The organism is Archangium lipolyticum, assembly GCF_024623785.1.
Taxonomy (GTDB): domain Bacteria; phylum Myxococcota; class Myxococcia; order Myxococcales; family Myxococcaceae; genus Archangium; species Archangium lipolyticum.
Map to the genome: position 1 here is coordinate 22,198 of NZ_JANKBZ010000051.1, position 23,957 is coordinate 46,154.

Sequence of the window (23,957 nt, forward strand, 5' to 3'; positions counted from 1 at the left end):
GGTACCCGCTGATGCGATTCAGGGGAGCGCCTCCGCCGTCAAATCACGTCGAAAACGTGATCGAGCAGCATGATGACGCCGCAACCGACAAGATCAGGGGCCGCATGGGCGCTCAGCACATGCCCGCCGATGACGGTGGCCGCCTGCTCCGGGGGGGTGCCCTCTGGCACGTGATTCACGTTCTGCACCACGAGATGCACATCCCATTTGCCCTGCTTCTCGGTCGGGGGCAGCCTGATGCTCCCGGTATAACAGCAGCGCTTTGCCCTCAGCCGCCGGTCAGCCTGCTTCAGGTCCGGCAGTTCCAGGGCGAGCCCGGTGGCTATCGATTCGGTGATGACGTTCGACAGGTTTGTCCTGGCACCACCGTGAACACAGTATTCCAGCAACACACCCTCGCCTCCGCCCCCCCGGAGCACCACACCCACAATGCCCTCGGCCCCGAGCTCGAGCACATGCTCGACGCCCTGGACATTCGGTGCCGTGGTCTGGCCGAGCGATTGTCCCGACGCGTTGTAGGCCGCCATTGTCACTGGCGTGCTGGTGAACTGTACCACCCGCGCCGTTACGCGATTCGTTGGAATGTGCGACAGCCGCAACGAGCCCGCCGGGATCGCCAGCGCGGGCGTGTTGTTGTACCAGTTGACGATACGGACCGGCTCTTGCGACTGGCTGAGGTACGTCAACCAATTGAAGGCGCCCTTGGACGGATACTCACCCAGGGAGAACCGAGCGAAGTCCAGGCAGGTCCGCTGCTGGTCGTCATCTTCCGGCGGGAAGGGATGGATGCTGCTCGGGCAGGTCGTCGGGTGCAGCACTACCCTGAGCGCATCTCCAGGCCGATTGTGCGGCAGCAGGTGCGCCACGACGTGGTAGGCGTCGCAAGGGCGCGGTTGATAGTCCCAGACCGCGGCCGTCAGGTTGACCACGTCGCCCGGCTTGTAGGAGCCGCGGTCGGTCACGATCATCTTGCCCAGGAGGAATTGCGAGTTGACGCGTTCCTCCTTGACCGTGTGCTCAAGCACGCGGCGCTCGGTATGGCGCTGGTAGTGCCACCGTACCTGCGTATGGAAGGGGCGGCCCGGCAACGGCAGCTGCGGGTACTCGATCGCCATCTCCACCTCCTCGCGCAGGGTGCGCTCACCTGGATCCGGGGTGGTTTGATCCTGGCCACGGCGGATCGGGTCGCGGTAGTCGCTGGCCGCTGCCGCCACGGCCGCCGCCGCCGCCCCACCGTAGAGTCCGCCGGCCAGAGGTGAAGGCGCTTCCCATTCAATGACGGTGCTCAAGAGCGGCCCACAGGCCAACACCTTTCCCACGCCCTCGAGGTGGTCGCCAGCCGTCGGGTGCCCGGGTTGGATGATGTCGTCACCCTCGTCGCCGCCGTCAGCCCAGACATGCCAGTTCGACAGCGCCATGGGCGCGTTGGTGCTCGCGTCCCGCACCAGCATGCCGAGCGTGCCGCTGCCGTTGAACCAGAAGAGATGCTCCTCCGCATTGCTGGTGGCCGGCCCACCGACGAGCGGGTCGAACTGTCGGTCATCCCGCTGTCCAGCCGACTGGGTTCCCGGGCGTACCTCTTCGACATCGGTCGGATATCCCTCGAGCTCCTCTGGAATGGGATGTGAGCCCGCCGAGGCGATGGCCCGTTCCGAGGGCAGCTTGGATTTGACGTAGAAGATGATGCTGAGTACGTCCTGGAGGGAACCCTTCGAACGCTTGAGTCCCCAACCGATGGTGCGCACGTTCGGATCGCTGGCGTATTCCCCTCGCAACCGAGCGACCAGCGCGTTCAGTTTGTCGATCTTCGCTCGGTTGTCGTCCGGCATGTTCTCAGCCTCCCCATCAAAGGGTTATGCCCATTCTGGCGAATACATCCTCGAGCAATGACGCCCAGGCGGTGTCGCCCGTGGGGTTGTCGTTGGCATCCCGCGAGCCGCTGTGGTTCAGCGCGATCGGCCGCAGGGTCGCCGTGTGTACCCAGACCGAGCCGGAATCGCCGGGGATGCTGACGTCTTCACCAAAAGCCGGATCGCGGTCGATGATGAGCTGATCGATGCCCCAGGTTGCCTTGTCGTGTCCATCCGGTGCGAGCGTGCGGATCATTCCGTGGGTGAGGCCGGTGGTGGCGCCGGACTTGAAGACCCGCCGCCTCGGGTCGTTCGGCGGTGTCGTCAACAGGATGTCGTCGATCTCGGCGCGCGTCATCACAGGCCCGCTCACGTTGACCAATCCGTCGAGGGCGTTGATGAAGCCTTGATTGTCTTCATCGGATTGGGCGTCCAGCACCTGCGAGAAGCCCAGTGCCCGATCGGTGTCGAGCAGGCAGAGCGCCGCGTCGATGTCGTTCTGGCTCCAGCGGTTGAGCGTTCCAATCACCAGATCCTCGTCGTGGTAGGCGAGGTCGGAGGATTGCTCGAGCAGGGCCGCGATCAGGAGAATGGCCGCGATGATGAGGAGCAGCACCTTCCACCACGGGTCCTGGTAGGGAATGGGCCCGTACTGGCCCGTGTAGGGAGTGCGCGGTGTCACCGAGAACGAGAACCGGGTGGGAAAGGCGTAGAAGGGGTCGTACTCGAAGCGGCCGTCGTGGGGCTTGTCGGGGTCTCTCGGTCCTCCAGGTCTCCCGTTCCCCGTGCAGTGGCAGGCCAGCAGGTGCAAGACTTCGCAGGGATCGACCTCGCGCCCGTCCAGGATTGACTTGAGGGCCTCCCGTATCGCCTCGCGCACCGCCGGATCGCGACCAGGACCTCCGGGGCGCTTGGGCAGGCGCCTGCGGCCCTTGTAGGCGGTCTCCCGGTCGAAGGCGAACTGCTTCAGGCTGAAGCGCAGTGTGCCTTCCTGTACTTCGGAGACGACCTCCCCCGTCGTCTGGTCGATGCGGGTGCGGCTGACGAAGATGTGCTTGCGCACCCGGCGGTTGGGGTTGTTGACATCTTGCATGCCGGCCATGTTCCAGCAGACGAACTCGACCTCGTGTTTGCGCGGGGCCGCACCACTGACATTGACCTTGAAGTAGACGGTGCGCGCGGCTCCTGGCACCAGCGGTCCCAGCACGATGCCGCTGCCGAGTTGCGTCTGGCCGAGCGCGGCCAATTCCGCGTTGGACCAGCCATCGAGCACGACGATGCCACGCGCGGCCAGGATGGCACGGCTTTCCGGCGTGATGTCGAGGACGTGGTTCTCGGTGAAGGGCAGGCCCCAGCGGTTCACCACCCTGACCGCCATGTAGTACGTGCCGAGCGCCGCCTCGAAAATGCCGTCGGGCATCTGAAAGAGGTCGGTGGTGCGCACCGCATAGGGCCGGTAGGGGATCTCCAGCATCGTGCCGCCGAGGTACCTGGCCTCCCACTGGATGTCCTCGAAGTCACGGGAAGGGAGCGGGTCCTCGGCACCGATGGTGGCCAGGATGTCCACCCGCTCGACCCCTGGGTCGATCATCATCTCCGAAGGTTTCCAACCGTCCGCGGTGGACTCCCGATATTCCGCGACCAACGACCAGCTCGCGCCGTCGGCAACCACCGCGAGGCCGACGGTGGGCGGATACGTGCCGCTGCCCGTGGTCGCTCCCTGGATTCGGAAGCGATTCTCCCAGGAGTGAATCGCCTTGGTGACGCTGAGGCTCCAGCGGCCATGGAGTTGTATGGTCATGCCATCCTCTGCCCGCAATGGGCCGCGCCGCGACCCGCGCCTCGAGAACGGACAGGTGTTCCCGCATGGGGTCCAGGGACCTGGGGTTGGGGGGCGTCCCTCGTGCTCGAACAGGCAGAGTGGCCTCGCTCTGGATGTGAGGAGGTCCAGGCGAGTCAGCGGCTCTTCCGCGGTGGGCTGCTTGGACAGCATGGGGGCTGAAGCCCGGCGAACCGGGCTCCAGCCGTGCATGCCCTCACTCCAGCACGGGAGGAGGGGGACACGGGCCGACCCAGGTGAGGGTGGGCCCGCATTTGGCGATGGCCACGGTGCGGCAGCGGATGGGCGAGGTGATGATGCCGCCGCCCGGCAACCCGCCACCCACGGCCTGGTCCAGCTGCGACTCCTCGAGCTCCGCCATCGACTGGCCCGCGGGGCTCTCCGGCAGCGCCGCGCGCTCCTCCGTGGACAGACTCGCCCGGTACCGCGGGTCCTTCCACGCCCGGATGATCAGCTCTCTACGATTCATGGCGTCCTCCTGGTCATGCCCTTGATCGGGCATCTGGGTGGAGTCGCCCGCCGTACCTGTGACTTCAAATGAGTGGGGTCGTCAGTCCCGTGGACTCCTCCCGTTCCGTGGAGGCTTCGCGCTGCGCGTAGTTGGACATGCCCTCGAAGTCCACCAGTACGCAGGGCTCATCGCCCACCACCCTCGCATCGTGCCCGGGCGGAATGTAGGCCACGTCCCCCGCGTGAAGCGTCTTCCGGGTGCCGTCGTCCATGATGACCTCCATGCTCCCGGAGACGTAGTAGCAGGAGTGGGCAACCTGGCAGCTCTTCGTCCCAGCGATGGGCTGGACGTCCTTCGACCAGGTCCATCCGGGCTCGCAGACGATCAATCCCATGGTGCGGCCGTCGAGATGGATGACGTCCACATGGCCATGCGCGATGAAGGGCCGCCGCTCATCGGGTTGGGAGAACTTCTTGGTGATCAACTGGCTCATGGCATTCGCCTCCTCGACCGTGGGCGGAACTTCCAGAGGAAGTTGGGGACGCGCCCGGGCCCGCGTGGACCCTCCTTCGAGCGAGGGAAGGCTCAGCCAGATGCCCACCGCCCGGCTGGCCTCTTTCGAGGACAGGCTCCGGCGGCCGAGCCCCATCCCCTCTCATTCGTAGAGCGCGGGAATCGAGTAGGGCGCCCAACGGTCCTTCCACGGGCGCGCCTGTTCGAGCTGGTACGCGAGGCCGAGGAGCAGCGCGTCGGCGCCGGGGGCCGCGGCGAAGTGGGTGCCGATGGGCAGACCGTTCTCCGGGAAGTGGAGGGGCACGGACATCCCGGGGCAGCCCGCGATGTTGTGGAGCGATGTGTAACCGACGGAGCGCCCCGTGCGGCGGATCAGCTCTTCACGCCCGAGGATGGGCGAGAGGTGCCCGATGCGCCAGGGCTCGGTGGCGATCGTCGGCGTGAGCACCACGTCATACCCTCGGGTCGTCTCGTGGTAGGCGTGCACCGCCCGCGCGAAGACGGCGCGCGATTGCGGCAGCGCGTCGGGACCGCGCGCGAGGAAGGTCTCGACCAGCGCCCAGGTGAACGGCTCGAGCTCGTCGCTCTGCACGGGCACACCACGCGTCTGGTCGATCATCTCGACGATGCCCGCGATGGCCGCACCCGAGACGATGAAGAACGCGTCACTCAGCGCGGCACGGTCGAACCCGGGCGGCGCGATTGGCTCGACGCTGTGACCGAGCCCGGTGAGTAGCGCCACCGCCTCATCGTAGGCGCGGCGTACCGCGGGCTCCGGCTCCTCGCCCATCATCGTCCGCGTCCAGGTGGCGATGCGCAGCTTGCGGGCGATCGGCTCGCGCACGAAGCCGACGGGCGTACCACTCGAGCGATCCTCGGTGATGGACAGGAACAACGCGCTGTCACGCACCGAGCGGCTGATGCAGTGCTCGCTCGTCATGTCGCCGAAGTCCGAGCGGCCGAAGCTGGCCGGCACCGTGCGGCCACGGCTCGGCTTGAAGCCGAAGAGCCCGCACGCGGACGCGGGGACGCGGATGGAGCCGCCGCCATCGTTGGCGTGCGCGAGCGGGACGAGCCCCGCGGCGACCGCGGCCGCGCTGCCGCCGGACGAGCCCGTGGCCGAGCAGGCGAGGTTCCACGGGTTGTGCGTCACGCCCTCGAGCAACGTCTCGGTGCTGAAGAGCAGACCGAACTCCGACGTCGCGCTCTTGCCGGCGCACACGAGCCCCGACTCCTGGAGCTGCTTGCCGTAGGGCGTCTGCTGCCGGGCGATGTTGGCCGCGAACAGCCGCGAGCCCATGGTCCAACGCAGCCCCGGCCACGGCGTGGCGTCCTTCACCAGGAACGGCACCCCGGAGAACGGACCCGCGTTCGTCTGACGGGGGCGCTCGCGAGCGGCCGTGGTGACCGCACGCAACAGCGGGTTCAACGCGTCGATGCGCGCCAGGCACGCGTCGAACAGCTCGTCCGCGGAGATCTCTCCCCGCGCACACAGCTCCGCCTGGGCCATGCCGTCGAGGCGGGCGAGAGACGCCAACTCCTTCATCTGATACCCCCATTCAGGAACGGGAACGACATGCGCGTGATTTCCGTCTCGGTCAAGGTCTCACTCACTGGCCAAGGTGCTCGAGCTGGTGACCGGCGCCAACGCGCCGAACGGCGGCATCGTCTGAGCCCGGCGAGCTCGACGCGCGAGGCTTCGTCGACACCCGTTGAAGAATTAGGTCAGATGACCTATATTCTTCCCATGAGCTCTCGGGAAATCGTCGTGAGGGACACGCTCCGGTACGACCCCAACGGGGCCGTGGTGCTCGCCGGGGGGTATGGAGTCGTCGGAGGTGAGGTGGCCCGGATGCTCCGGGCCCGTCATCCCTCGCTGCCGCTGGTGTTGGCCGGACGGACGCCCTCACGGGGCGAAGCCCTGGCGGCGGAAGTGGGGGCGTCGCTCCATGCGTTGGACCTCATGGGAGCGGCCCCGCTCGACTTCTCCGCACGTGCCGTGGTCACCCTGGTGAACGATCCCCTGGACCGGCTGCTGCGCGCGTGCGTTCACGCGGGCATCCCCTTCGTGGACATCACCCGCTGGACGGCGCGCGTGCAGCAGGCCCTGGCGTGCGTGGCGGTGGAGCCGCCCCGTGCTCCTGTCGTTCTCGCCTCCGGATGGATGGGAGGCATCGTCCCACTGGTGGGCGCGGCGCTGGCCCGGGAGTTGGGGGGCGCGCAATCCATCGACACCTCCATCCTCTATGACCTGGCCGATCGCGCGGGCGAGGACTCGATCGAGTTCATGGACCGCATGCACCTCCCCTTCGAGGTGATGGAGGAGGGACGGCGCCGGGAGGTGGAGCCACTGACCGGAGCGCGCCGGGTCGAGCTCGCGGGCCGGCCCCGCCGGGTGGTGCGGCTCGATACGCCCGAGCAGCTCACGCTTCCCCTGGTGCTCGGCGCGCGGACGGTCTCCACGCGCATCGGCTTCAGTGACGAGTCGGCCACGCTCGCGTTCCAGGCCCTCCGGGGGCTGGGTCTCATCCACCTGCTCCGGGGGGAGCGTTTCCGGGGCGTGCGTCGCGCCCTGTTGCGTAGCTCCGGCCAGGGGGGCCGGGCCGTGGTCCGCATCGAGGTCTCCTCGGGAGGTGGGTCGCGCACGGCCACGCTGGTGGATGCTCGGGGTCAGGCCCACCTGACCGCGGCGGGAGCCACCCTGGCCCTGGAGCGCGCGCTCGGGCTGGATGGAGACGCACCCCCTCGAGGAGTCGCCTTCCCGGAGCAGACCCCGTCTCCAGAGCGAGCGCTCGCGGCGCTGCGCTCCCTGGGGGTGGAGCTCGAGGTCCAGGGCGGCACGGAGGGGGAGAGGCGGGCGGCATGAGCACGCGTGGTGCCTCCCGCAAGGGCCAGGAGCGGAGCGAAGCCATCCTCGACGCGGCGCAACGGCTGCTCGTGGACGAGGGACACGCGGCCCTCACGCTGCGCGGGGTGGCCCAACGGGCGGGCATCCGGCTGGGCAACCTCCAGTACTACTTCGCGACTCGCGAGGAGCTGGTGCGGGCCCTGCTCGCGCGCGTCCTGGAGCGGGCGACGGCGCGGCTCGAGGAGCGGATGGGCGCGGCGGGAGACCCGGCCGAGGCACTCGACGAGTCGTTGAAGGCCCTGTTGGAGGATCAGCTGGACCCCGCCAGCTACCGGCTCTTCTACGACTTGTGGGCGCTAGCGGCGCGGGAGCCCGCCATCGCCGCGGAGCTTCGGACCTTCTACGCGCGCTATACCGACACGGTGGCGGAGCGGCTGGGCCAGTTGGCTCCAAGGCTGTCCCGCGCGGAGACCCGCGCACGCGCGGAGCTGCTCGTGGCCCTGCTGGAGGGGCTCTCGCTCTTCCGGTCCGGAACGGTGGGGGAGCCCGATAGGAAGGTGGAGGCCGAGCTGCGGCGCGTGGTGTCCTGGCTCACGGCGGGGAGCGGGCGCGCGCCCTAGGGCCCGAGCCTCCTCCCACGACCCGGTATCGCGCCCGGCCTACTCCGCCAGGGCCTTGTCGAGGGCGCTCTTGAGCTCGGCGCTCTCGGGCGTCACCGAGCTGGGGAAGGCGGCACGCACCTGGCCGTCCTTGCCCACCAGGTACTTGTGGAAGTTCCACTTCGGCTCGCCGTGCTTGCGCGCCAGGAACTCGTAGATGGGCGACTGGCCCGCGCCCTTCGTCTTCACCTTCTCGAGCATCGGGAACGTCACCTTGAAGCGCAGCTCGCAGAACTTCGCGATCTGCTCCGCGCTGCCGGGCTCCTGGCCTCCAAAGTCGTTGGAGGGGATGCCCAGCACCACCACCCCCTTGTCCTTGTACTCGCCCCAGAGCTTCTCCAGCCCCGCGTACTGGGGCGTGTAGCCGCACTCGGACGCGGTGTTCACCACCAGCACCACCTTCCCCTTGTACTCGGAGAGGTTCACGGCCTGGCCATTGAGGCGCTTGGTCTGCAGCTCGAAGAAGGACATCGCACGCTCCGCGGATACGGCGGCCGTACCCATCAGCACAGCCGCCACGGTGAGGGGAAGCAGTCGGTTTGGCATGCCCCCCAGATGCTCGAGCCCTCCGCGCGTTTCACCAGGAATTCCTCAGTGCACCGTTTCGCACGGAAGGGAAGCGGACAGGGGAGCCTCCTTCTGCTGCAGCCCGAGCCAGAGCTCATCGATGAGCCGCATGTCACGTTCGCGTTGCTCGGAGAGCCGGACCGCCGCGTAGACCGACCGGCCGGTCCGCACCAGCATCCTCCGGATCGTCGCGTCCTGCTCGACACTGGCGATCTGCGCGAGCACCTCCAGGATGCGCAGGATGACCCGGGGCTGGGAAGAGGCGGCGAGGGGAATCTCCCCGAACGCGTCCTGCAGGAAGGGCGCGAGCCCGAAGCCAGGGCGCAGCAGCGTCACGCCACGGATGCGCCGCATCCACCAACCCTGGCCGAGCAGCCGCTTGTGTGCCACCGCCCGCCCCACCGCGCCCAGCTCGTTGATCACCATCACCGACGTGGTGACGTCATTGATGGCCGGCGAGAGCGCCTTGAGGGCCATGTCCACCAGCTGCCTTACCCCGTAGAGCACGTCCTGTTGTGTGGTGCGGGTGCTCCCCACGGCGAGCGCGGCGTGCAGCCGTTTCCGTTGCCGCTCGGTCAAGGGGACCGGGGGCCAGAGCGACAGGAGCGGCAGCCCCGGGAAGAGGAAGTCCCCGGTCCTCACGTCGAGCCGCACCGTGTGCACCTCCTTGGGAAGGGCCGCGATCAGCCGCTCCTCGTCCAGGAGCTGCACGTAGCCCGTCTCCCTCGCGGTGACGGTCGTGGACTTCCCGGCCGGGCCGGGCAGCTCTTCGCCCAGCTCCCGCATCTCGTCGAGCTTCAACCGGTCCAGCTCCTGGATGACCTCCCTTCCGATGGACGAGATGATGGTGTTCGCCTGCACGGACCAGCCGGCGTGGTGGAGGAAGTGGGGCAGCAGCAGCAGGCAGCCCAGGGTGAGGAGCATCGCCACCCCGAGCGACAGGACTGGCAGGTCCCTCTTCTGGCCCTCGTACTCCGGAGTGCCCACCACCGATAGCAGGAGCAGCAGGTAGACCACGGTGAGCAGGTAGGTGCCGAGCACCCGCTGCGTGTCGTGGTCCGCCATGAAGCGCCCCAGCAGCCGTGGGGTGTACTGCGTGGAGGCGAGCTGCACCGCCACCATCGTCATGGAGGTGGCCACCGTCATGACGGTGACCAGCGCCGCCGCCATGCTGATGAGCACCTCGCGGCTGCTGTCCGGCGTGGTGGGGATGTAGATGGACAACTCGTGGGAGCGCACTTCCCGGCCCAGTCCCGGCCAGATCCGGTCGAGTGTCGGCAGCACCAGTCCGAGCACGATGCCCGTGGCCACGAACAGCACGGGCCGCAACCAGAGGCTCGATTGGATGGAGTTCCACAGCTTCGCCAGGTGCGGTGGCATCGACGGGCCCTCCAGACCCGGATGGGGGGGACTGCTCTTCCCTTCACCCTGTGAATGCCCCCAGGTGCTCGCAAGCTGCTCTCCCGTCCACGAGGGGGGCCCCCTGTCCATCACCCCGCCTGCTCGGATAGCGTGAGGGCGTGCTCGTTCAGGCGTTTCTGCTCGTTCCCCTGCTGTATGGCGCCACACCCGACCGCGTGGAGCTCGTCTTCGGTGGGGATGTCATTCCCCATGGCGAGGTGAAGGAGGCCGCGGCCGACCACGCGCGCTCCATCCAGGACGGAGATGGCACCCACCGGTCGCTCAACAACGAGGGATGGGACCACGTCTTCGGACCCATCACCGACGTGCTGCGCACCGCCGACGTCGCCATGGTCAATCTGGAGACGCCCGTCAGCGGAGATCCCCGCGCGCCCACCGCGCCCCTCATCTTCGACGCGCCGCCCGCCATGCTGCGCGCCCTGGCCTCCGCCGGGGTGGACGTCGTGTCCACCGCCAACAACCATGCCTTCGACCAGCGCCGCGCGGGTGTCTCCTCCACGTGGAAGTACCTGGCGGAGGCGGGCCTCCGGAGCGTCGGCTCGGGCTCCTCCGAGGCCTCCGCGTGGACGCCCCTCATCCTCGAGAAGCGCGGGATGCGGATCGGCTTCCTGTCCTTCACCCGGTGGTTGAACGGCGCGCGAAATCCGAACGAGCCGGACACCTCGCCCCACGTCGCCTACGTGCCCTACAACGCCAAGGCGGGTGGTTCCTGGCTGGCCCCGGAGGCCGCCGTGGAGGTGGTGCGCGCCGCTGCCCGGCGCTGCGACGCGCTCATCGTCGCCATCCACTGGGGCACCGAGTACTCGCACACGCCGCATCCGGATGACCGGAAGCTGGCCCGTGCCCTCCTGGAGGCCGGCGCGCTCGCCATCATCGGCCACCACCCCCATGTGCTACAGCCCATCGAGTCGTACCGCACCACCTCCGGACGCGACACGCTCGTCGCCTTCTCCCTGGGCAACCTCATCGCCAACCAGGATCGGCACTACGTCCACGGCCCGCGGTCGGAGGAGGTGGGCAGCAAGCGCGACTCCCTGCTGCTGCGGCTCTCGCTCACGCGTCCCCATCCGGGCGCGCCCGTGTCGCTGGAGGGCTCGTCCGTCCTGCCCGTGTGGATCGAGAACAACCACTACGTCGCCCTCGGCCGGGGCAAGGTTCCTCGCCACATCCAGCCCGTGCTCCTCGACCAGGAGGTGCAGGTCATCCATGAGCGGCTGGTGGCGCTCGCGGCCCGCGCCGCCACCCAGTCCCACGAAGTCCGTCAGGAGCGCACCGCGCTCGAGCGCCGGCTCGACATGGCCCGGCGCCGGCGCGAGCTCATCCTCCAGATAGCCCGGCCTCCCGGCTCCAGCGTGGGCACGGCGGAGCCCGGGAGGCGTCCGGCGGGTTAGCGCTGCTGCTGGCCCGTGCCCGGAGGGCTCACGGTGTCCTGATCGGCCTGCCCCTCCTGATGGTCGAGCCCCTCATCGCGGAGGATTCCCTCGTCCTCATCACCCACGCGGTCCTGTCCGAGGTCACCCGCGCCGCCGGTGCCGGGCTCGTCGAGCGCCGGGTCATCCGTCATGTCATCGGCGCCCGCGCCGCCGGTGCCGGGCTCGTCGAGGGTACCGGGCTCGTCGAGGGTGCCCTGGTCCTGCGTGGTGCCCGTGCCGCCGGTGCCGGGCTCGTCCAGGGTGCTCGTGTCACCCGTGTCGTTCGTCCTGGATGGGTCGAGGGTGCCCTGGCCCTGCGGGGTGCCCGCGCCGCCCGTGCCGGTGTCAGTGCTCGTGCCAGTGCCAGTACCCGCGCCGCCGGTGCCGGTGTCAGTGCCGGTGCCCGTACCAGTCCCGGTGCCGGTGCCCGTACCAGTCCCGGTGCCCGTACCCGTGCCCGTGCCACCCGTACCCGTGCCCGTGCCACCCGTGCCCGTGCCGGTCTGTCCCATACCGGTGCCGCCGCCCTGTTGCAGGGCGAGGCCCAGTGGGGTCGTCCTGGCCTCCGCGCGCATGCCGGCGGTTCCCAGCGCCATGGAGCCCGCGAGCAGTCCAGCCAGTGCGAGTTTCGTCTTCCCGGTCATCGTTCCGTCTCCTCGTTGAGATGTCGTGGGGTGTTCACTGTCAGACCGGGAACGTGGTCATGCGGGTCGCGAGGCCGCAGGAGGCGCCCGCCCTCCCGTGTGCTCTCCTGGCGCGCGGGGGACCTCCCAGGTCGGAAGAGGGGTCCAGGAGGACTCCCCCGGTCGTGGGGCGGTGCACGACCCATGGAGCAGGAGGCGGTGCTTCCGCGCGAGGACGAGATGCCGCAAGTTCCTAGGCGCGGGTTGGCCTCTCGGGTAATGTCTTCCTACGTCTCTTTGTACGTCAGGCACCATGGCATCGAAACGCATCCCACCCCCCATTTCGCAGCAGCGCATGGATGACAAGCTGGCCCTCGCATTGGGGGCGGCGGCGCGTGCCGCCCGGTTGCGCGCGGGGCTCACCCAGGCGGAAGCGGCCGAGAAGGTCGGTCTGGCTCCGGGTGTGTACGGCCGCATCGAGCGCGGGGGAATGATGCCCAGCGTCCCCACGCTGCGCCGGTTGAGCATCATCCTGAAGATTCCCTCGGACACGCTGTTGAGCCTGAGTCACACCGAGGTGACGGCCTGGGTGGACTCGCTGCCAGCGAAGGAGGAGCGCTCCCCGGAGCTGCGCAAGCTGGCGCGCTCGCTGCGCACCCTGTCTCCGTCCCAGCTCAAGGTGCTCAACGTCATCGCCACCGCGCTCACGCGTTGAATCTCACGTCGGGAGGCGCGGTGCGTGTCGGGTCGATGAGTCTCGCGGCGCGGTGGTGGTATGCCCTCAAGCCGGCGAGCTGGCCGAAGGTGTTCGTCCCGGCGCTGTTCGGACAGGCCGTGGGCGCCGCCACCACGGGCCGGCTGTCCGTGGGGGCGCTCGTCTTCGGCGCGGTGTGGATGCTCGCGGATGTCGCCTTCGTCGTGCTGCTCAACGACTGGGGGGATCGCGAGGTGGATGTCCTCAAGCGCCGCATGTTCCCCCAGGGCTGCTCGCCGAAGACGATTCCCGACGGCATCCTCCCCGCCGGGGCGGTGCTCGCCGCGGGCCTGGGGGCCGGCGTCGTGGCGCTGCTCGTGGCGTGGGCGGCGGGCCTCGCCCTGGGGCGTCCGTTGTTGTTGCCCCTCGCGGCGCTGGGGCTGTTCGTCTTCGTCGCCTATACGTTGCCGCCCCTGCGGCTGAACTACCGGGGCGGCGGTGAGCTGCTGGAGATGGTGGGCGTGGGGGGCGTGCTCCCCGCCCTGCATGCCTATGCCCAGTGTGGCGATTGGGCACCCGCGTGGTTGCTGGCACTGGCCCCGGGCATGCTGGCGCTGTCGCTGTCGAGCGCCCTGGCGAGCGGACTGTCGGACGAGGAGAGCGACCGGGCCGGAGGCAAGCGCACCTTCACCACGCTCCTAGGCAACGCGGCCGTCCGCGTGAGCGCGGAGGTGTTGCTCGCCCTGGGCGCGCTCCTCTGGCTCGTGGTGGCCTGTCTGACCGAGGACGCACCGCCGCCCGTCGCGGTGGTGCCGGCCGTACTGCTCACGTTACTCTTCGGAGGGCGCTCGGTGCGGAAGAGTCCGGGCGCGGTGACGAATGCCTTCGGCGCGCAGTCGGCGTACAAGGCGGAGCTCCATCGCGCCATCTGGTGGGGCACGGTCACATTGTCGGCGCTGGTACTCGTCGCGAGCTGGAGAGGGCCTGGGTGAGAGGACTGCCGGAAGACATCCTCGCGGGACTCGAGCGGTTGGCCCCGCTGGTCAGCGGGGGCGCCTCGCTCGACCCCAGCCGTCCGCGCGCGCTCCTCCCCGTGGAGCTGGCGGCGCGGGTGATGGACGGCCTGGGTGACGTGGAGCGGGCGCGGGCCTTCGCCGAGGGGCTGGGCGAAGTGGTGCGGGTCTTCGCGGAGGACTTCCCGGACAACATCTTCTGGGACCTCGACTATCTGGCCTGCTGTATGTGGAACGCTGGCGGGCCGGGCGAGATAGAGGGCTTCGTGCGCCGGGTGGTGGTGCTGTGCCGTGGCTTCGGCAACAAGTCCGAGCTGCGCTTCCGTTACGCCCACGACTTCCTGTACGGCTACGACTGGGCCCGCTGGGTGGCGCGCCAGCCCGGGGACCGTGCGGGCATCGGGCCATTCGACCTGGCGTTCTTCGACTATCTCGACGCCCGGCGCCAGACGTTGCTGGAGCTCATCGCCCGCAACGATGCCAAGTACGGGCAGCTCCAGGGCCCCGAGTTCCGCAACCCCTTCTTCTTCTGCCGCGAGCCTCGCGAGGAGGCGCACCTGCACCAGGTGCTCGCCCAGGCGGACCTCATCCCCGTCAAGGCCTGGCGGCTCGATGGCGAGCGGCGCTGGGACCTTCCCTTCACCGACCTGCGGACCGAGGCCGCGCGGCGTCTCGGCCTCGCGCGGGATGCCACGTCGTGAGCCGGGCGTGGCTCCAGGCCTCGCGGCTCCCCTCCCAGTCGTACATCGCGCTCCCGCTGCTGCTCGGCCAGCTCGTCGCCGTGCGCATGCGGGGACAGTCGCTCGACCTCGGGACGCTGGTGGGGGTCCAGCTCTTCGGGCTGCTCGATCAGCTCTTCATCGTCTACGCCAATGACTGGGCGGATCAGGAGACCGACCGCCGCAACCGGACGGCCACCGTCTTCTCCGGCGGCTCCCGCGTGCTCGTCGAGGGCCGACTCTCGCCGCGTGCGCTCGGGACGGCCGCCCTCGTCTGCGCGGGCTCGCTGCTGGCCGTGTCGGTGGGGCTGGCCGTGGCGCGTGGCGCACCGCTGCTCGTGCCGCTGGCCGTGCTGGCGCTGGGGCTGTTGTGGGCCTACAGCTATCCGCCGCTCCGGCTCTCCTATCGGGGCGGTGGTGAGTGGTTGCAGGTGATGGGCGTCGCCGGAGTGCTGCCACTCTATGGATACGTCGCGCAGGGCGGGGTCCTGGGGCACTTCCCCTGGGCGCTCGTCGTGCTCCTGCTGCCCACCCACCTGGCCTGTGCCATCGCCACCGCGCTCCCCGATGAGCCCTCGGACCGGGAGAGCGGCAAGCTCACGGTGCCCGCCCGGGTGGGCGGCGAGCGGGCCGCGTGGGGCATCCTGACGCTGAACGGGCTCACGTTGGCGCTGGCCCCGTTCGGCCTGGGCTCGGTGGGACTGCGCGCGGATGCGTGGTTGCTCGTTCCCGCGGTGGCGGCACTCGCGGTGCCGCTGGTGCGTCCCGCGCCGCCCGGCTCGAAGCGTGTCCAGGTCCGGGTCGCCGCCGCCATCACCGCCACCCTGGCGACGGTCGCGCTCCCGCTCATCGCCCTGGCGGCCAGCTGAGGGCCCCATGACGTACGAGTTCCTGGTGCTGGCGCTCCTGTTCCTGGTTCCGGGAGCCCTCATCTGGCTCGTGCGCGCGGATCTGCGCGGGTTGATGGGACGGGTGGCGCTGGCCTCGCTCCCGTTCGCGGCGACCGAGTGGCTGTTCTATCCGGAGTATTGGGCCCCACGGTTCCTGTTCGACCTGGCGGACCGGATCGGCTTCGGCATCGAGGACGTGCTGTTCGTCGTCGGGCTCGGTGCCTTCTCCTGCAGTGCGTACGCGGTGGCGTTCCGCCGGACGGTGGTGCCCCTGGGCGGGAGCGTGCGGCCGTGGACTCGGGCCGTGGGGGCCATCGTCGCCCTGCTGGCGGTGGCCGGGCTGTTGCTCGCCCTGGGCGTGCCCATCCTCTACGCCTCGGTGCTGGCGATGGTGGGGATGGTGGTGGGGTTCCTGGTGATGCGCCCGGACCTGGTGGCGCCGAGCCTGCTGGGCGCGCTGGTGTCGGCGGCCATCTACCTCGGGCTGTGTCTGGTCTTCGAGTGGCTCGTCCCCGGTGTCTTCGAGCGCACGTGGAGGCCGAGCCTCCTGCTGCGGGGCAGGTTGCTCGGCGTTCCGCTGGATGAGCTGCTGTATGGGTGGGGCTCGGGGTTGGCCGCGACGGCTTTTCCGGCCTGGGCCTTCGGGCTGCGGTTCGCGCCGCTCACGGAGACGCGTTCAGGGTAGCGCGTCCAGCGCGGCGAGGAGCCGGTCCACGTCCTCGAGCGTGTTGTAGTGCAGCAGCGAGACGCGCACCGCGCCCTCGGGCATGAGGCCCAGCGCCTGCATGGACAGGGTGGCGTAGTAGTGGCCCGCGGCCACGCCCACTCCCCGTTGGGCGAGGTGCTCGGCCACAGCGCGCGGCGCGACTCCGGGCACGTTGAAGCAGAAGGTGGCCGTCCGGCCCTTGGGCTCGGGGATGCCGTACAGCCGCACGCGCGGGTGGGCACGCAGCCGCTCCAGCGCGGACTCCAGCAGCGGGCGCTCCAGGGACTCGATGCGGCGCCAGGCCCGCTCCAGTCCCGCGCGCCCGGGCTGCCCGTCACCGAGCACCTCGCGCACGTAGCGCAGCGTGCCCAGCCAACCCGCGAGAGCCTCGTGGTTGGCGGTGCCGGGCTCGAACTTCTGGGGGCTGTCGTCGGGGACGAACCACAGCTTGTCCGCGGGCAGCCGGGGCAGCAGCTCGCGGCGCACGTACAGGCAGCCCAGGTGCGGTCCGAAGACCTTGTACGGGGAGAACACGGCGAAGTCCGCGTCCCAGCCCTTCATGTCGGGCAGCTGGTGCGGGCTGGAGTGCACCGCGTCGATGATGCTCCACGCGCCCACGGAGTGGGCCAGCGCGGTGGCACCGGCCACGTCTGGCATCGTGCCCACCGAGTTGGCGGCGGCCGTCACCGCGACCAGCCGGGTGCGCGAGGTGAGCAGCGCGCGCAGATCCTCGAGCTCCAGGCGCCCCTCGGGCCAGTGCGCGCGCCACACCTTCACCACCGCGCCCTGGGCCTCCAGCCAGCGCCAGGGGCTGGCGTTGGACTCGTGCTCGAGCTCCGAGATGACGATTTCGTCCCCGGGCTGGAACAGGCGGGAGAAGGCGCGCGAGAGCTGGAAGGTGAGGGCGGTCGCGCTGGTGCCGAGCATGACCTCCTCGGGCTGACAGTGGAGGAATCCGGCGGTGGCGGCGCGGGCCTGGGCCTTCACCTCGGTGGCGCGCACGGAGGCCTCGTAGGGCTGGCCCACGTTGCAGCTGCCGCTGGTGAGGAACCGGGTGATGGCGTCGATGGTGTGCGAGGGCACCTGCGCACCGGCGGCGTTGTCGATGTAGCTGAAGCCCGACCGCAAGGCGGGGAAGTGCTCGGCGAAGGGGGAGGTCATGACGCGCGGGAGCATAGCCTTGGGCGGGGTACGCCGGTACGCTCCGCCGCCCTATGCGCGTCATCACTCAGCAGGCGTTTGGTGGAGTCGAGCAGTTGGTGGAAGAAGACTGGCCCCTGCCCGAGCCGGGCCCCGGGGAGGTGCGGGTCCGCATCCGGGCCGCGTCCTTCAATCCCATCGATGTCTACTTCCGCCGGGGAGGCTTCGGGGGCCGGTTGCCGCAGGTCCTGGGGCGGGACTTCTCGGGCGTGGTGGACGCGCTGGGCGAGGGCGTGAAGGGACTCGCCGTGGGTGACGCGGTGTATTGCTACCGCGCGGGGCAGGGCAGCAATGGCTCACACGCGGAGTACATCTGCATGCCGGCGTTGCTGGTGCTCCCCAAGCCCGCGCGTCTGGGTTTCCTCGAGGCGGCCGCACTGCCCGTGGTGGCGCTCACGGCATGGCAGTCCGTCGCCCGGGCGCGCGTCCAGCGGGGCGAGGCCGTCTTCGTCGCCGGAGGCTCGGGAGGCGTGGGGTCCATGGCACTCCAAATACTTCGCCACCTGGGCGCTCACCCCCTCCTGACCACGGCCGGCGGCGACGCGAGCGCCGACTACCTGGTGCGGCAGCTGGGCGTGGAGCCCGGCCACATCCTCCGCTACCGCGGGCTGTCACGGGAGCGGTTGCTCTCGGAGGTGCTGGCGATGAACGGCGGACGGCACGTCCCCGTGGCCCTGGACTTCGTCGGCGGCACCATGAAGGAGCTGTGCTTCGACGTGGCGGCGGTGGAGGGGCGCGTGGTGTCCATCGTGGAGGAGCCCGCGGACTCCCCCATCAACCTCTGGGACGAGGCGCGCAGCCCGCTCATCCTCCGCTCGCTGGAGTTCCACTTCATCCAGCTCGGCGCGCGGGCCCTGTACGCCCCGCGCGAGACATGGAGCGTCTACCGCGAGCAGCTCGGGACGATTTCCCGGCTCATCGAGGAGGGCGCCCTGAATCCACCCGCGGTGCGCTCCGTGGGCCCGCTGTCGGCGGTCTCGGTGCGCGAGGCCCACCGGTTGCTCGAGGAGGGCCGCGTGCAGGGGAAGCTCGTCGTGGAGTGCGGCTGAGCTTCCCGCGTCTGGCTCTTGGGACGCTGCTGGAAAAGTGCAGCGAGGGCGTCAGTGCAGCGAGGGGCCGGCCTCGTCGAGGTTCACCTTCTCGTTGTCGCCCGGACGGTACGGCTCGCCGGTGATGACACCCTTCACGAAGCCCACCAGCTGCACCATGCGGCTGTTGGGGGTGTCCCAGTACTCGGCCTTGTTCACCTGGACACAGAGGAGCGCGAGCTCGGGGTCATCGAGCCCTTCGGGGAACCAGGCCTTGAGGGTGGGGTTCCACAGCTCGCGGGCCTTCTCCTTGTCGAGCACCAGACGGGCCAGGCCGCTCACCGACACGTAGCGGTCCCGTCCCGGCTCCGAGTACGAGAGGTTGACGTGATGGTCCCGCTCCACCGCGTCCACCTTGGGCGAGTGCTCGCGGGTGAAGAACCACAGCTCTCCATCGAAGTCCCGGTCGTGGGTCCACATGGGGCGGCTGCGCAGGGTGCCGTCCTCCTCGACCGTCGTCATCATCGCGACCTTGATGCCGTGGATGAGCTCGCTCAGGTGCGCGATGGGGTCCTTCTTCTCCGTCTTCTTCGTGGCCATTCCTGCCTCCCGAGCCCTCACGGTAAGCAGGGAGGGAGAGGGTGGCAGGAGCGCGCATGTCGCTCCCTCGTCCGCCCGTCAGGTGGGCCTCTGCGTGAAGCTCTCACTCGGCGGGTGTTGCTTCCCAGGCAACTCATGCGCGGTGCCCGGAAGGCAACTATCAGACGCTGAGCGTGGCGTTCTTCACATTTGAGAAAGCGTTGCGCGATTGCTCCTGTACGCGGAGTATTGGAACCTTCGCGCCAGTCGTGTGTCCGCGAGGGCTCGCTCTCGGCGTCGCTGTGCAGGCGGGCAGGCCCTTATGTACTCTGTGATGACTGTTCATCACGGCCTCGGCCGGACTCTTCGAACAGGGGGACAGTAATGGCTGGCATCCTGGGCATCGAGGGCCTGTCTACTGCACAGGTCCAGGAAGAGTTGCGACGTGGGGGAAGATTCGTGGTCTTCGAGTACTGCGTGTCCTTCTTCGTCACGACGACGCGTCGCTCCTCGGACGTCTACTTCGTCCGGGCCGGACAGGGCACGTTTGGCCTGAGCCTTGGCTATACGCTGCTGTCGCTGTTGCTCGGCTGGTGGGGCCTGCCGTGGGGGTTCGTCTATACGCCCCTGGTCCTGGCCACGAACCTGTTGGGAGGCAGGGACGTGACGGCGATGGTGGTGCCCTCGCTGCTCGCGCCCCGGTACGACCCGCGCCTGGGTTGCTAGCCACCGCGCGCTCACATCACCGCTTCCCACGAGAAATGGGACATGAGGATGGAGCGCCGGCCCAGGTGGTAGGTGAGCGCGAAGTCCGCGTAGTCGTATGCGCCGGGCCGCGGGAGCTGGAAGCTGCGGCCCGCTGAGAGCTGGGCACACGAGGCCACCAGGGCCATGTGCGTGAAGGCTTGCGGGAAATTGCCCATCGCCTCGCCCGTGCCCGGCACCGCCTCCTCCGCGTAGAGGCCCACGTCGTTGGCCAGGCTCAGCAGGTGGCGCAGCAACTCCTCCGCCTCCTGCGTCCGACCCGAGTGCACCAGCACGTCGTGCAACCAGAAGGAGCACAGCAGGAAGGTGGCCTCCCCGCCGCTCAGCCCGTCCGGGGCGTGGTAGCGGAAGAGCAGCCCGTCGCGCTCCAGCGTCTGGCGCACCTTGTCCACCGTGCGGCTCACCAGCGGGTGGGCCGACGGGAGGAAGCCGAGCGCGGGCAGTTGCAGCACCGACGCATCCGCCCTGTCCGAGCCCACCGCCTGGGCGAACCACCCGGTGCGCGCGCCCTCGCGCAGCAGGTACTCGCGCAGCAGCATGCGCTCACGCGACCAGCGCCCCACCGCCGCCGGCAACCGCCGCGCCCGCGCGATGCGCAGCCCCCGGTCCACCGCCACCCAGCACAGCAGCTTCGAGTGGATGAAGTGCCGGGGCTCGTCGCGGATCTCCCACAGGCCCTGATCCGGCTCGCGCCAGCGCTCGCACACGCCGTCCACCAGCCCGCGCAGGAAGTCCCACGCCTCCCCCGTCATCCGCCCGCCCATCTTCGAGAAGAGCCACGCCCCCTCGAGCATCTCCCCGAAGACGTCGAGCTGGAGCTGCTTCACCGCTCCGTTGCCCACGCGCACCGGCCGTGCACCCTGGTGGCCCTCCAGGTGGGTCAGCTCCACCTCCGGCAGCCGCCGGTGGCCGCGGATGCCGTACATGATTTGAACGTCCTCGGGCCGGCCCGCGCTGGTGCGCCCCATCCAGTGCCGGAAGGCGATGGTTTCCTCCCGGTAGCCCAGGAGCATCAGCGAGATGAGCGTGAGCGTGGTGTCCCGCAGCCAGGTGTAGCGGTAGTCCCAGTTGCGCACGCCGCCCGGCTCCTCGGGCAGGGACGTGGTGGGGGCCGCGACGATGGCGCCCGAGGGCGCGTACGTGAGCGCCTTGAGCACCAGCGCAGAGCGGCGCACCGCCTGCGTGTACTCGCCCTCGTAGGCGCAGTGGGAGATCCACTCGCGCCAGAATGTGATGGTCTCCTCCAGCCGCCGGCGCATCGCGTTCTGGTCCGGCATGTCCTCCAGACCGCGCTGGACGAGCGAGGGCGTCCACGCCGCCTCCACCCAGACCTCGTCTCCGGGCCGCAGGTGCCAGCGGGCGCGCAGGGCGTTCTCGTGCGCGGAGAGCGGGCGCGTGGCCGTCACCCACAGCGCGTCCGCGCCGCCCACCAGCTCCGCCGTCCGAGGCGAGGTGAGGCGGATGTGTGGCACGAAGGCCCCGTACTCGAAGCGCGGCGCCACCACCATGCGTGCATCCACCTCGCCACCGACACAGCGCAGCCGCCGCAGCAGCGAGTGCCGCGTCCCCACGCGCGAGCTGCGCGCCAGCGCGAGGCGCACGGGCATGCAGTCCGTCACCTCCAGCACGCCGGTGGGCGTGGTGAAGGTGGTGACGAGCACGTTGGTGTCGTCGATGTAGCGGCGCCTGGACTGGTAGGGGCCCTCGGGGCTCACCCGGAAGGAGCCCCCCTTGCGCAGGTCGAGGAGGCGGCAGAACACCGCGGCGGAGTCGAACCGGGGGAAGCACGCCCAGTCGATGGAGCCATCACGGCCCACCAGCGCCGCGGAGTGGCAGTCGCCCAGCAGGGCGTAGTCGTCGATGCGCTGCCGCATTCCATCCCCCGTGGCCCCTCCACGGCCTGGAGCCTTCACCGTCATTGAGTACGGCCGGGAACCGTTGCAACAAGGAGGCGAGCGCTCCTGGCGGGGGAATGCCCGGTCTCCTTCCGGGCGGGTGCGCTCCGGGGTGTTCAGCCGTGGACCTGCGCGAGCAGGCGGCGCGTGGCCTCGTGCCGGGGGGCATCGAGCACCTGTTGGGGCGGGCCCTGCTCCACGAGATGGCCGTGGTCCAGCACCAGCACCACCTCCGAGGCCCGTGCGAGCGCCACGTCGTGCGTCACCACGAGCTGGGTCATCCCCAGCGAGCCCACCCGGCGCAGCGTCTCCACCACCTCGCGGCGCAGGGACGGGTCCAACGCGCTCGTCGGCTCGTCGTAGAGCAGCACCGCCGGCTCCATGGCCAGCGCCCGCGCGATGGCCACCCGCTGCCGCTGCCCACCGGAGAGCATGTCCGGGTAGGCGTCCAGCCGCTGTGCCAGCCCGAGTGCCTCCAGCAACTGGCGCGCACGTGCCTCCGCGTCGGCGCGTGAGCGCTTCGCCACCAGCCGTTGCGCCAGCACGCAGTTGTCCAACGTCGTCAGGTGGGGGAACAGCTCGAAGGACTGGAACACCAGCCCCGCCTGTCCGCCCAGGTGGATGGCGCCCGAGTCCGGCCGCTCCAGGCCCACGATGCAGCGCAGCAGCGTGGACTTGCCCGAGCCGCTCGGCCCGAGGATGGCCGCCAGCCTGCCCGTCTCCAGGGTGAATGACACGCCGTCCAGCGTGGGCGCGGCCGCTCCGGGGAAGCGCTTGCGCACGTCCTCGACGCGAATCATCGTGTCACCTCCTTCAGGTGCCGGCCGAGCCGGGCCTCCACCGTGCGCGCCAGGTGCGCGAAGGGCAGGCCGAGCAGCAGGTAGATGGCGGCCACGAGGAGGCCGAGGCCCAGGTGGTCCCGCATGGCGTTGGCCAGGTTGAGGTAGGTGCGCGTGAGCTCGGTGAGCGTCACCAGCGACACCAGCGAGCTGTCCTTGAGCAGCGCGATGAAGTCATTCGTCATTGGTGGCAGGGAGATGCGCATGGCCTGCGGGAACACCACGTGCCGCAACGTCTGCCACCGCGTGAGGCCAAGCACCCTGGCCGCTTCGTGCTGGCCCGCGGGCACGCTGGAGATTCCGGCGCGGTAGTTCTCCGCCTCGGCCGCCGCGTAGTTGAGCCCCAGCGTCAGCACGCCCGCCGTGAGCGGATCCAACCGCAGGCCCAGTTGCGGCAGTCCGAAGTACACCAGGGTGAGCTGCACCAGCAGCGGCGTGCCTCGCACCACCTCGATGTAGGCCATGGCCAGCCAGCGCAGGGGCAGGGGACCGAAGACGCGCATCACCGCCAGCACCACGCCCGTCGCCACCGCCAGCGCCATGGACAGCAGCGACACCCCCAGCGTCATCAGCGCTCCCCGGGCGAACAAGGCCAACGTGGCCGGGTAGCGTTCCCTCACGCGCTCGAGGAAGGGCGGCACCTTTCCCACCGCCGCCCGCCACGCGTCGTACTGCTCCGGCACGCCGCTCGGGCTCGGGTTCGGGTCTCCCAGCAGCGCCGCCGTCTCGGGGTTCCACAGGCCCCACCGCTCGTAGATGGAGCGCAGTGTGCCGTCGCGCGCCAGCTCGTCCAGCGCCTCGTCGATGGCTCGCAGCAGGTCCTCTTCCCCCAGCCGCACGGCCACCGCGTAGCGCACCTCGCCGAAGGAGCCCGGTGCGACCTCCAGGTCCGGTTCGATGGTGCCGTAGTACCGGGTGATGGGCTCGTCGAGCAGGACCGCGTCCGTACGGCCCAGCTTCAGGTCCGCGAAGATCTCATCCTGCCCACCCTCGTAGGTCCTCACCTGCGCGCCCTCGCGGCGGAGGATGCGCTCGGCGAGCGAGCCGGGCAACGTGCCGACCGGACGGCCCTTCACCTGTGACAGCACGTGGGGCGCCTGGGGGTCTCCCCGGCGCACGGTGAGCCGCTCTCCGGCGGAGTAGTAGGGGCGCGACAGGAGGCAGACGCGCCGCTTCTCCTCGGCCACCTCGATGCCGTTGAGCGCCACGTCGAAGTCGCCGCGCGCCAGCAGCTCCAGCAGCGAGTCCCACGGACCGAGCACCGGACGCGCCCGCACGCCGAGCTTCCCGGCGAGGGCGTTGGCCAGGTCCACCTCGAAGCCGATGAGCCGGTTGGGGTCCATCGGATCCTGGAAGACGTAGGGCGCGCCGCCTTGCGCGTCGGCCCCCCACAACAGCTCTCCACGGGCTCTCACCGCCGCGAGCCCCTGGAGCCCGGTGGACG

General features: G+C 69.8%; 23 protein-coding genes. 10 read left to right on the forward strand and 13 right to left on the reverse strand.

The annotated features are described in order from the left end of the window. Positions 1-38: 38 nt before the first annotated feature. From NR810_RS49455 to NR810_RS49475, 5 genes are all read right to left on the reverse strand, one after another. Positions 39-1,829 (reverse strand): hypothetical protein, encoded by a 1,791-nt coding sequence (locus tag NR810_RS49455; RefSeq protein WP_257463082.1) that lies wholly within the window; start codon positions 1,827-1,829, stop codon positions 39-41. A gap of 16 nt (positions 1,830-1,845) precedes the next feature. Next, a complete protein-coding gene (locus NR810_RS49460) occupies positions 1,846-3,651 on the reverse strand; it encodes a hypothetical protein (protein WP_257463083.1) in 1,806 nt (601 codons plus the stop codon). 235 nt (positions 3,652-3,886) lie between these two features. Continuing rightward, on the reverse strand, positions 3,887-4,159 hold the full coding sequence (locus NR810_RS49465; RefSeq protein ID WP_257463101.1) for a mersacidin/lichenicidin family type 2 lantibiotic: 273 nt from the start codon (positions 4,157-4,159) through the stop codon (positions 3,887-3,889). Between the two features lie 64 nt (positions 4,160-4,223). After that, positions 4,224-4,634 (reverse strand): cupin domain-containing protein, encoded by a 411-nt coding sequence (locus tag NR810_RS49470; protein ID WP_257463103.1) that lies wholly within the window; start codon positions 4,632-4,634, stop codon positions 4,224-4,226. A gap of 162 nt (positions 4,635-4,796) precedes the next feature. Next, entirely contained in the window at positions 4,797-6,200 is a 1,404-nt protein-coding gene (locus NR810_RS49475) for an amidase family protein (RefSeq protein WP_257463105.1), read from the reverse strand. 201 nt (positions 6,201-6,401) lie between these two features. On the opposite strand from NR810_RS49475, the gene NR810_RS49480 reads away from it, so the two are divergent. Both NR810_RS49480 and NR810_RS49485 read left to right on the forward strand, forming a co-directional pair. Next, positions 6,402-7,520 (forward strand): saccharopine dehydrogenase family protein, encoded by a 1,119-nt coding sequence (locus NR810_RS49480; protein ID WP_257463106.1) that lies wholly within the window; start codon positions 6,402-6,404, stop codon positions 7,518-7,520. Then, positions 7,517-8,122 carry a TetR/AcrR family transcriptional regulator gene (locus NR810_RS49485; RefSeq protein ID WP_257463115.1) on the forward strand — a complete coding sequence of 202 codons (606 nt, stop codon included), beginning with the start codon at positions 7,517-7,519 and terminating at the stop codon, positions 8,120-8,122. The genes NR810_RS49480 and NR810_RS49485 overlap by 4 nt, the downstream gene beginning before the upstream one ends. A gap of 39 nt (positions 8,123-8,161) precedes the next feature. Here NR810_RS49485 and NR810_RS49490 read toward each other — a convergent pair whose 3' ends face one another. Together NR810_RS49490 and NR810_RS49495 are read right to left on the reverse strand one after the other, a co-directional pair. Then, positions 8,162-8,707 carry a glutathione peroxidase gene (locus NR810_RS49490; RefSeq protein WP_257463120.1) on the reverse strand — a complete coding sequence of 182 codons (546 nt, stop codon included), beginning with the start codon at positions 8,705-8,707 and terminating at the stop codon, positions 8,162-8,164. A gap of 45 nt (positions 8,708-8,752) precedes the next feature. Further along, positions 8,753-10,108: a DUF2254 domain-containing protein gene (locus tag NR810_RS49495; RefSeq protein ID WP_257463122.1), complete on the reverse strand. Its 1,356-nt coding sequence runs from the start codon at positions 10,106-10,108 to the stop codon at positions 8,753-8,755. A gap of 140 nt (positions 10,109-10,248) precedes the next feature. Between NR810_RS49495 and NR810_RS49500 the strand changes: the two genes are divergently transcribed. After that, entirely contained in the window at positions 10,249-11,541 is a 1,293-nt protein-coding gene (locus NR810_RS49500; protein WP_257463123.1) for a CapA family protein, read from the forward strand. On the opposite strand, the gene NR810_RS49505 is transcribed toward NR810_RS49500, so the two are convergent. Beyond that, positions 11,538-12,206, reverse strand: coding sequence for a hypothetical protein (locus NR810_RS49505; RefSeq protein ID WP_257463130.1), 669 nt, complete (start codon positions 12,204-12,206; stop codon positions 11,538-11,540). The genes NR810_RS49500 and NR810_RS49505 overlap by 4 nt on opposite strands. Before the next feature lie 334 nt (positions 12,207-12,540). Between NR810_RS49505 and NR810_RS49510 the strand changes: the two genes are divergently transcribed. The 5 genes from NR810_RS49510 to NR810_RS49530 are packed head-to-tail and all read left to right on the forward strand — an operon-like array spanning position 12,541 to position 16,186. Beyond that, positions 12,541-12,900 (forward strand): helix-turn-helix transcriptional regulator, encoded by a 360-nt coding sequence (locus NR810_RS49510; RefSeq protein ID WP_257463137.1) that lies wholly within the window; start codon positions 12,541-12,543, stop codon positions 12,898-12,900. A gap of 20 nt (positions 12,901-12,920) precedes the next feature. Then, positions 12,921-13,871 carry a prenyltransferase gene (locus NR810_RS49515; protein ID WP_257463139.1) on the forward strand — a complete coding sequence of 317 codons (951 nt, stop codon included), beginning with the start codon at positions 12,921-12,923 and terminating at the stop codon, positions 13,869-13,871. Further along, complete coding sequence (locus NR810_RS49520; protein WP_257463140.1) at positions 13,868-14,593, forward strand: ferrochelatase; 726 nt, start codon at positions 13,868-13,870, stop codon at positions 14,591-14,593. Before NR810_RS49515 ends, NR810_RS49520 begins: the two co-directional genes overlap by 4 nt. Continuing rightward, positions 14,590-15,480 carry a prenyltransferase gene (locus tag NR810_RS49525; protein ID WP_257463143.1) on the forward strand — a complete coding sequence of 297 codons (891 nt, stop codon included), beginning with the start codon at positions 14,590-14,592 and terminating at the stop codon, positions 15,478-15,480. The genes NR810_RS49520 and NR810_RS49525 overlap by 4 nt, the downstream gene beginning before the upstream one ends. A gap of 7 nt (positions 15,481-15,487) precedes the next feature. Continuing rightward, the gene (locus tag NR810_RS49530; protein ID WP_257463145.1) at positions 15,488-16,186 is read left to right on the forward strand and encodes a lycopene cyclase domain-containing protein; all 699 of its coding nucleotides are present in this window, start codon (positions 15,488-15,490) and stop codon (positions 16,184-16,186) included. Here NR810_RS49530 and NR810_RS49535 read toward each other — a convergent pair. Continuing rightward, positions 16,178-17,368, reverse strand: a complete 1,191-nt coding sequence (locus NR810_RS49535) for a cysteine desulfurase-like protein (RefSeq protein WP_257463151.1) — start codon at positions 17,366-17,368, stop codon at positions 16,178-16,180. The two genes, NR810_RS49530 and NR810_RS49535, sit on opposite strands and share 9 nt — an antisense overlap. 53 nt (positions 17,369-17,421) lie before the next feature. On the opposite strand from NR810_RS49535, the gene NR810_RS49540 reads away from it, so the two are divergent. After that, positions 17,422-18,456: a quinone oxidoreductase family protein gene (locus tag NR810_RS49540; protein ID WP_257463152.1), complete on the forward strand. Its 1,035-nt coding sequence runs from the start codon at positions 17,422-17,424 to the stop codon at positions 18,454-18,456. Between the two features lie 51 nt (positions 18,457-18,507). Here the strand turns inward: NR810_RS49540 and NR810_RS49545 are convergent, their stop codons facing one another. Continuing rightward, complete coding sequence (locus NR810_RS49545) at positions 18,508-19,035, reverse strand: pyridoxamine 5'-phosphate oxidase family protein (RefSeq protein WP_257463153.1); 528 nt, start codon at positions 19,033-19,035, stop codon at positions 18,508-18,510. A gap of 363 nt (positions 19,036-19,398) precedes the next feature. On the opposite strand from NR810_RS49545, the gene NR810_RS49550 reads away from it, so the two are divergent. Next, positions 19,399-19,740: a hypothetical protein gene (locus NR810_RS49550; RefSeq protein ID WP_257463154.1), complete on the forward strand. Its 342-nt coding sequence runs from the start codon at positions 19,399-19,401 to the stop codon at positions 19,738-19,740. Positions 19,741-19,751: 11 nt separating this feature from the next. Here the strand turns inward: NR810_RS49550 and NR810_RS49555 are convergent, their stop codons facing one another. The 3 genes from NR810_RS49555 to NR810_RS49565 form a co-directional block, all read right to left on the reverse strand. Next, positions 19,752-21,653: a glycoside hydrolase family 15 protein gene (locus tag NR810_RS49555; protein ID WP_257463155.1), complete on the reverse strand. Its 1,902-nt coding sequence runs from the start codon at positions 21,651-21,653 to the stop codon at positions 19,752-19,754. A 137-nt stretch (positions 21,654-21,790) separates the two neighbouring features. After that, positions 21,791-22,474 carry an amino acid ABC transporter ATP-binding protein gene (locus NR810_RS49560; RefSeq protein ID WP_257463159.1) on the reverse strand — a complete coding sequence of 228 codons (684 nt, stop codon included), beginning with the start codon at positions 22,472-22,474 and terminating at the stop codon, positions 21,791-21,793. After that, positions 22,471-23,928, reverse strand: a complete 1,458-nt coding sequence (locus NR810_RS49565; protein ID WP_257463161.1) for an ABC transporter substrate-binding protein/permease — start codon at positions 23,926-23,928, stop codon at positions 22,471-22,473. The genes NR810_RS49560 and NR810_RS49565 overlap by 4 nt, the downstream gene beginning before the upstream one ends. Positions 23,929-23,957: the final 29 nt, after the last annotated feature.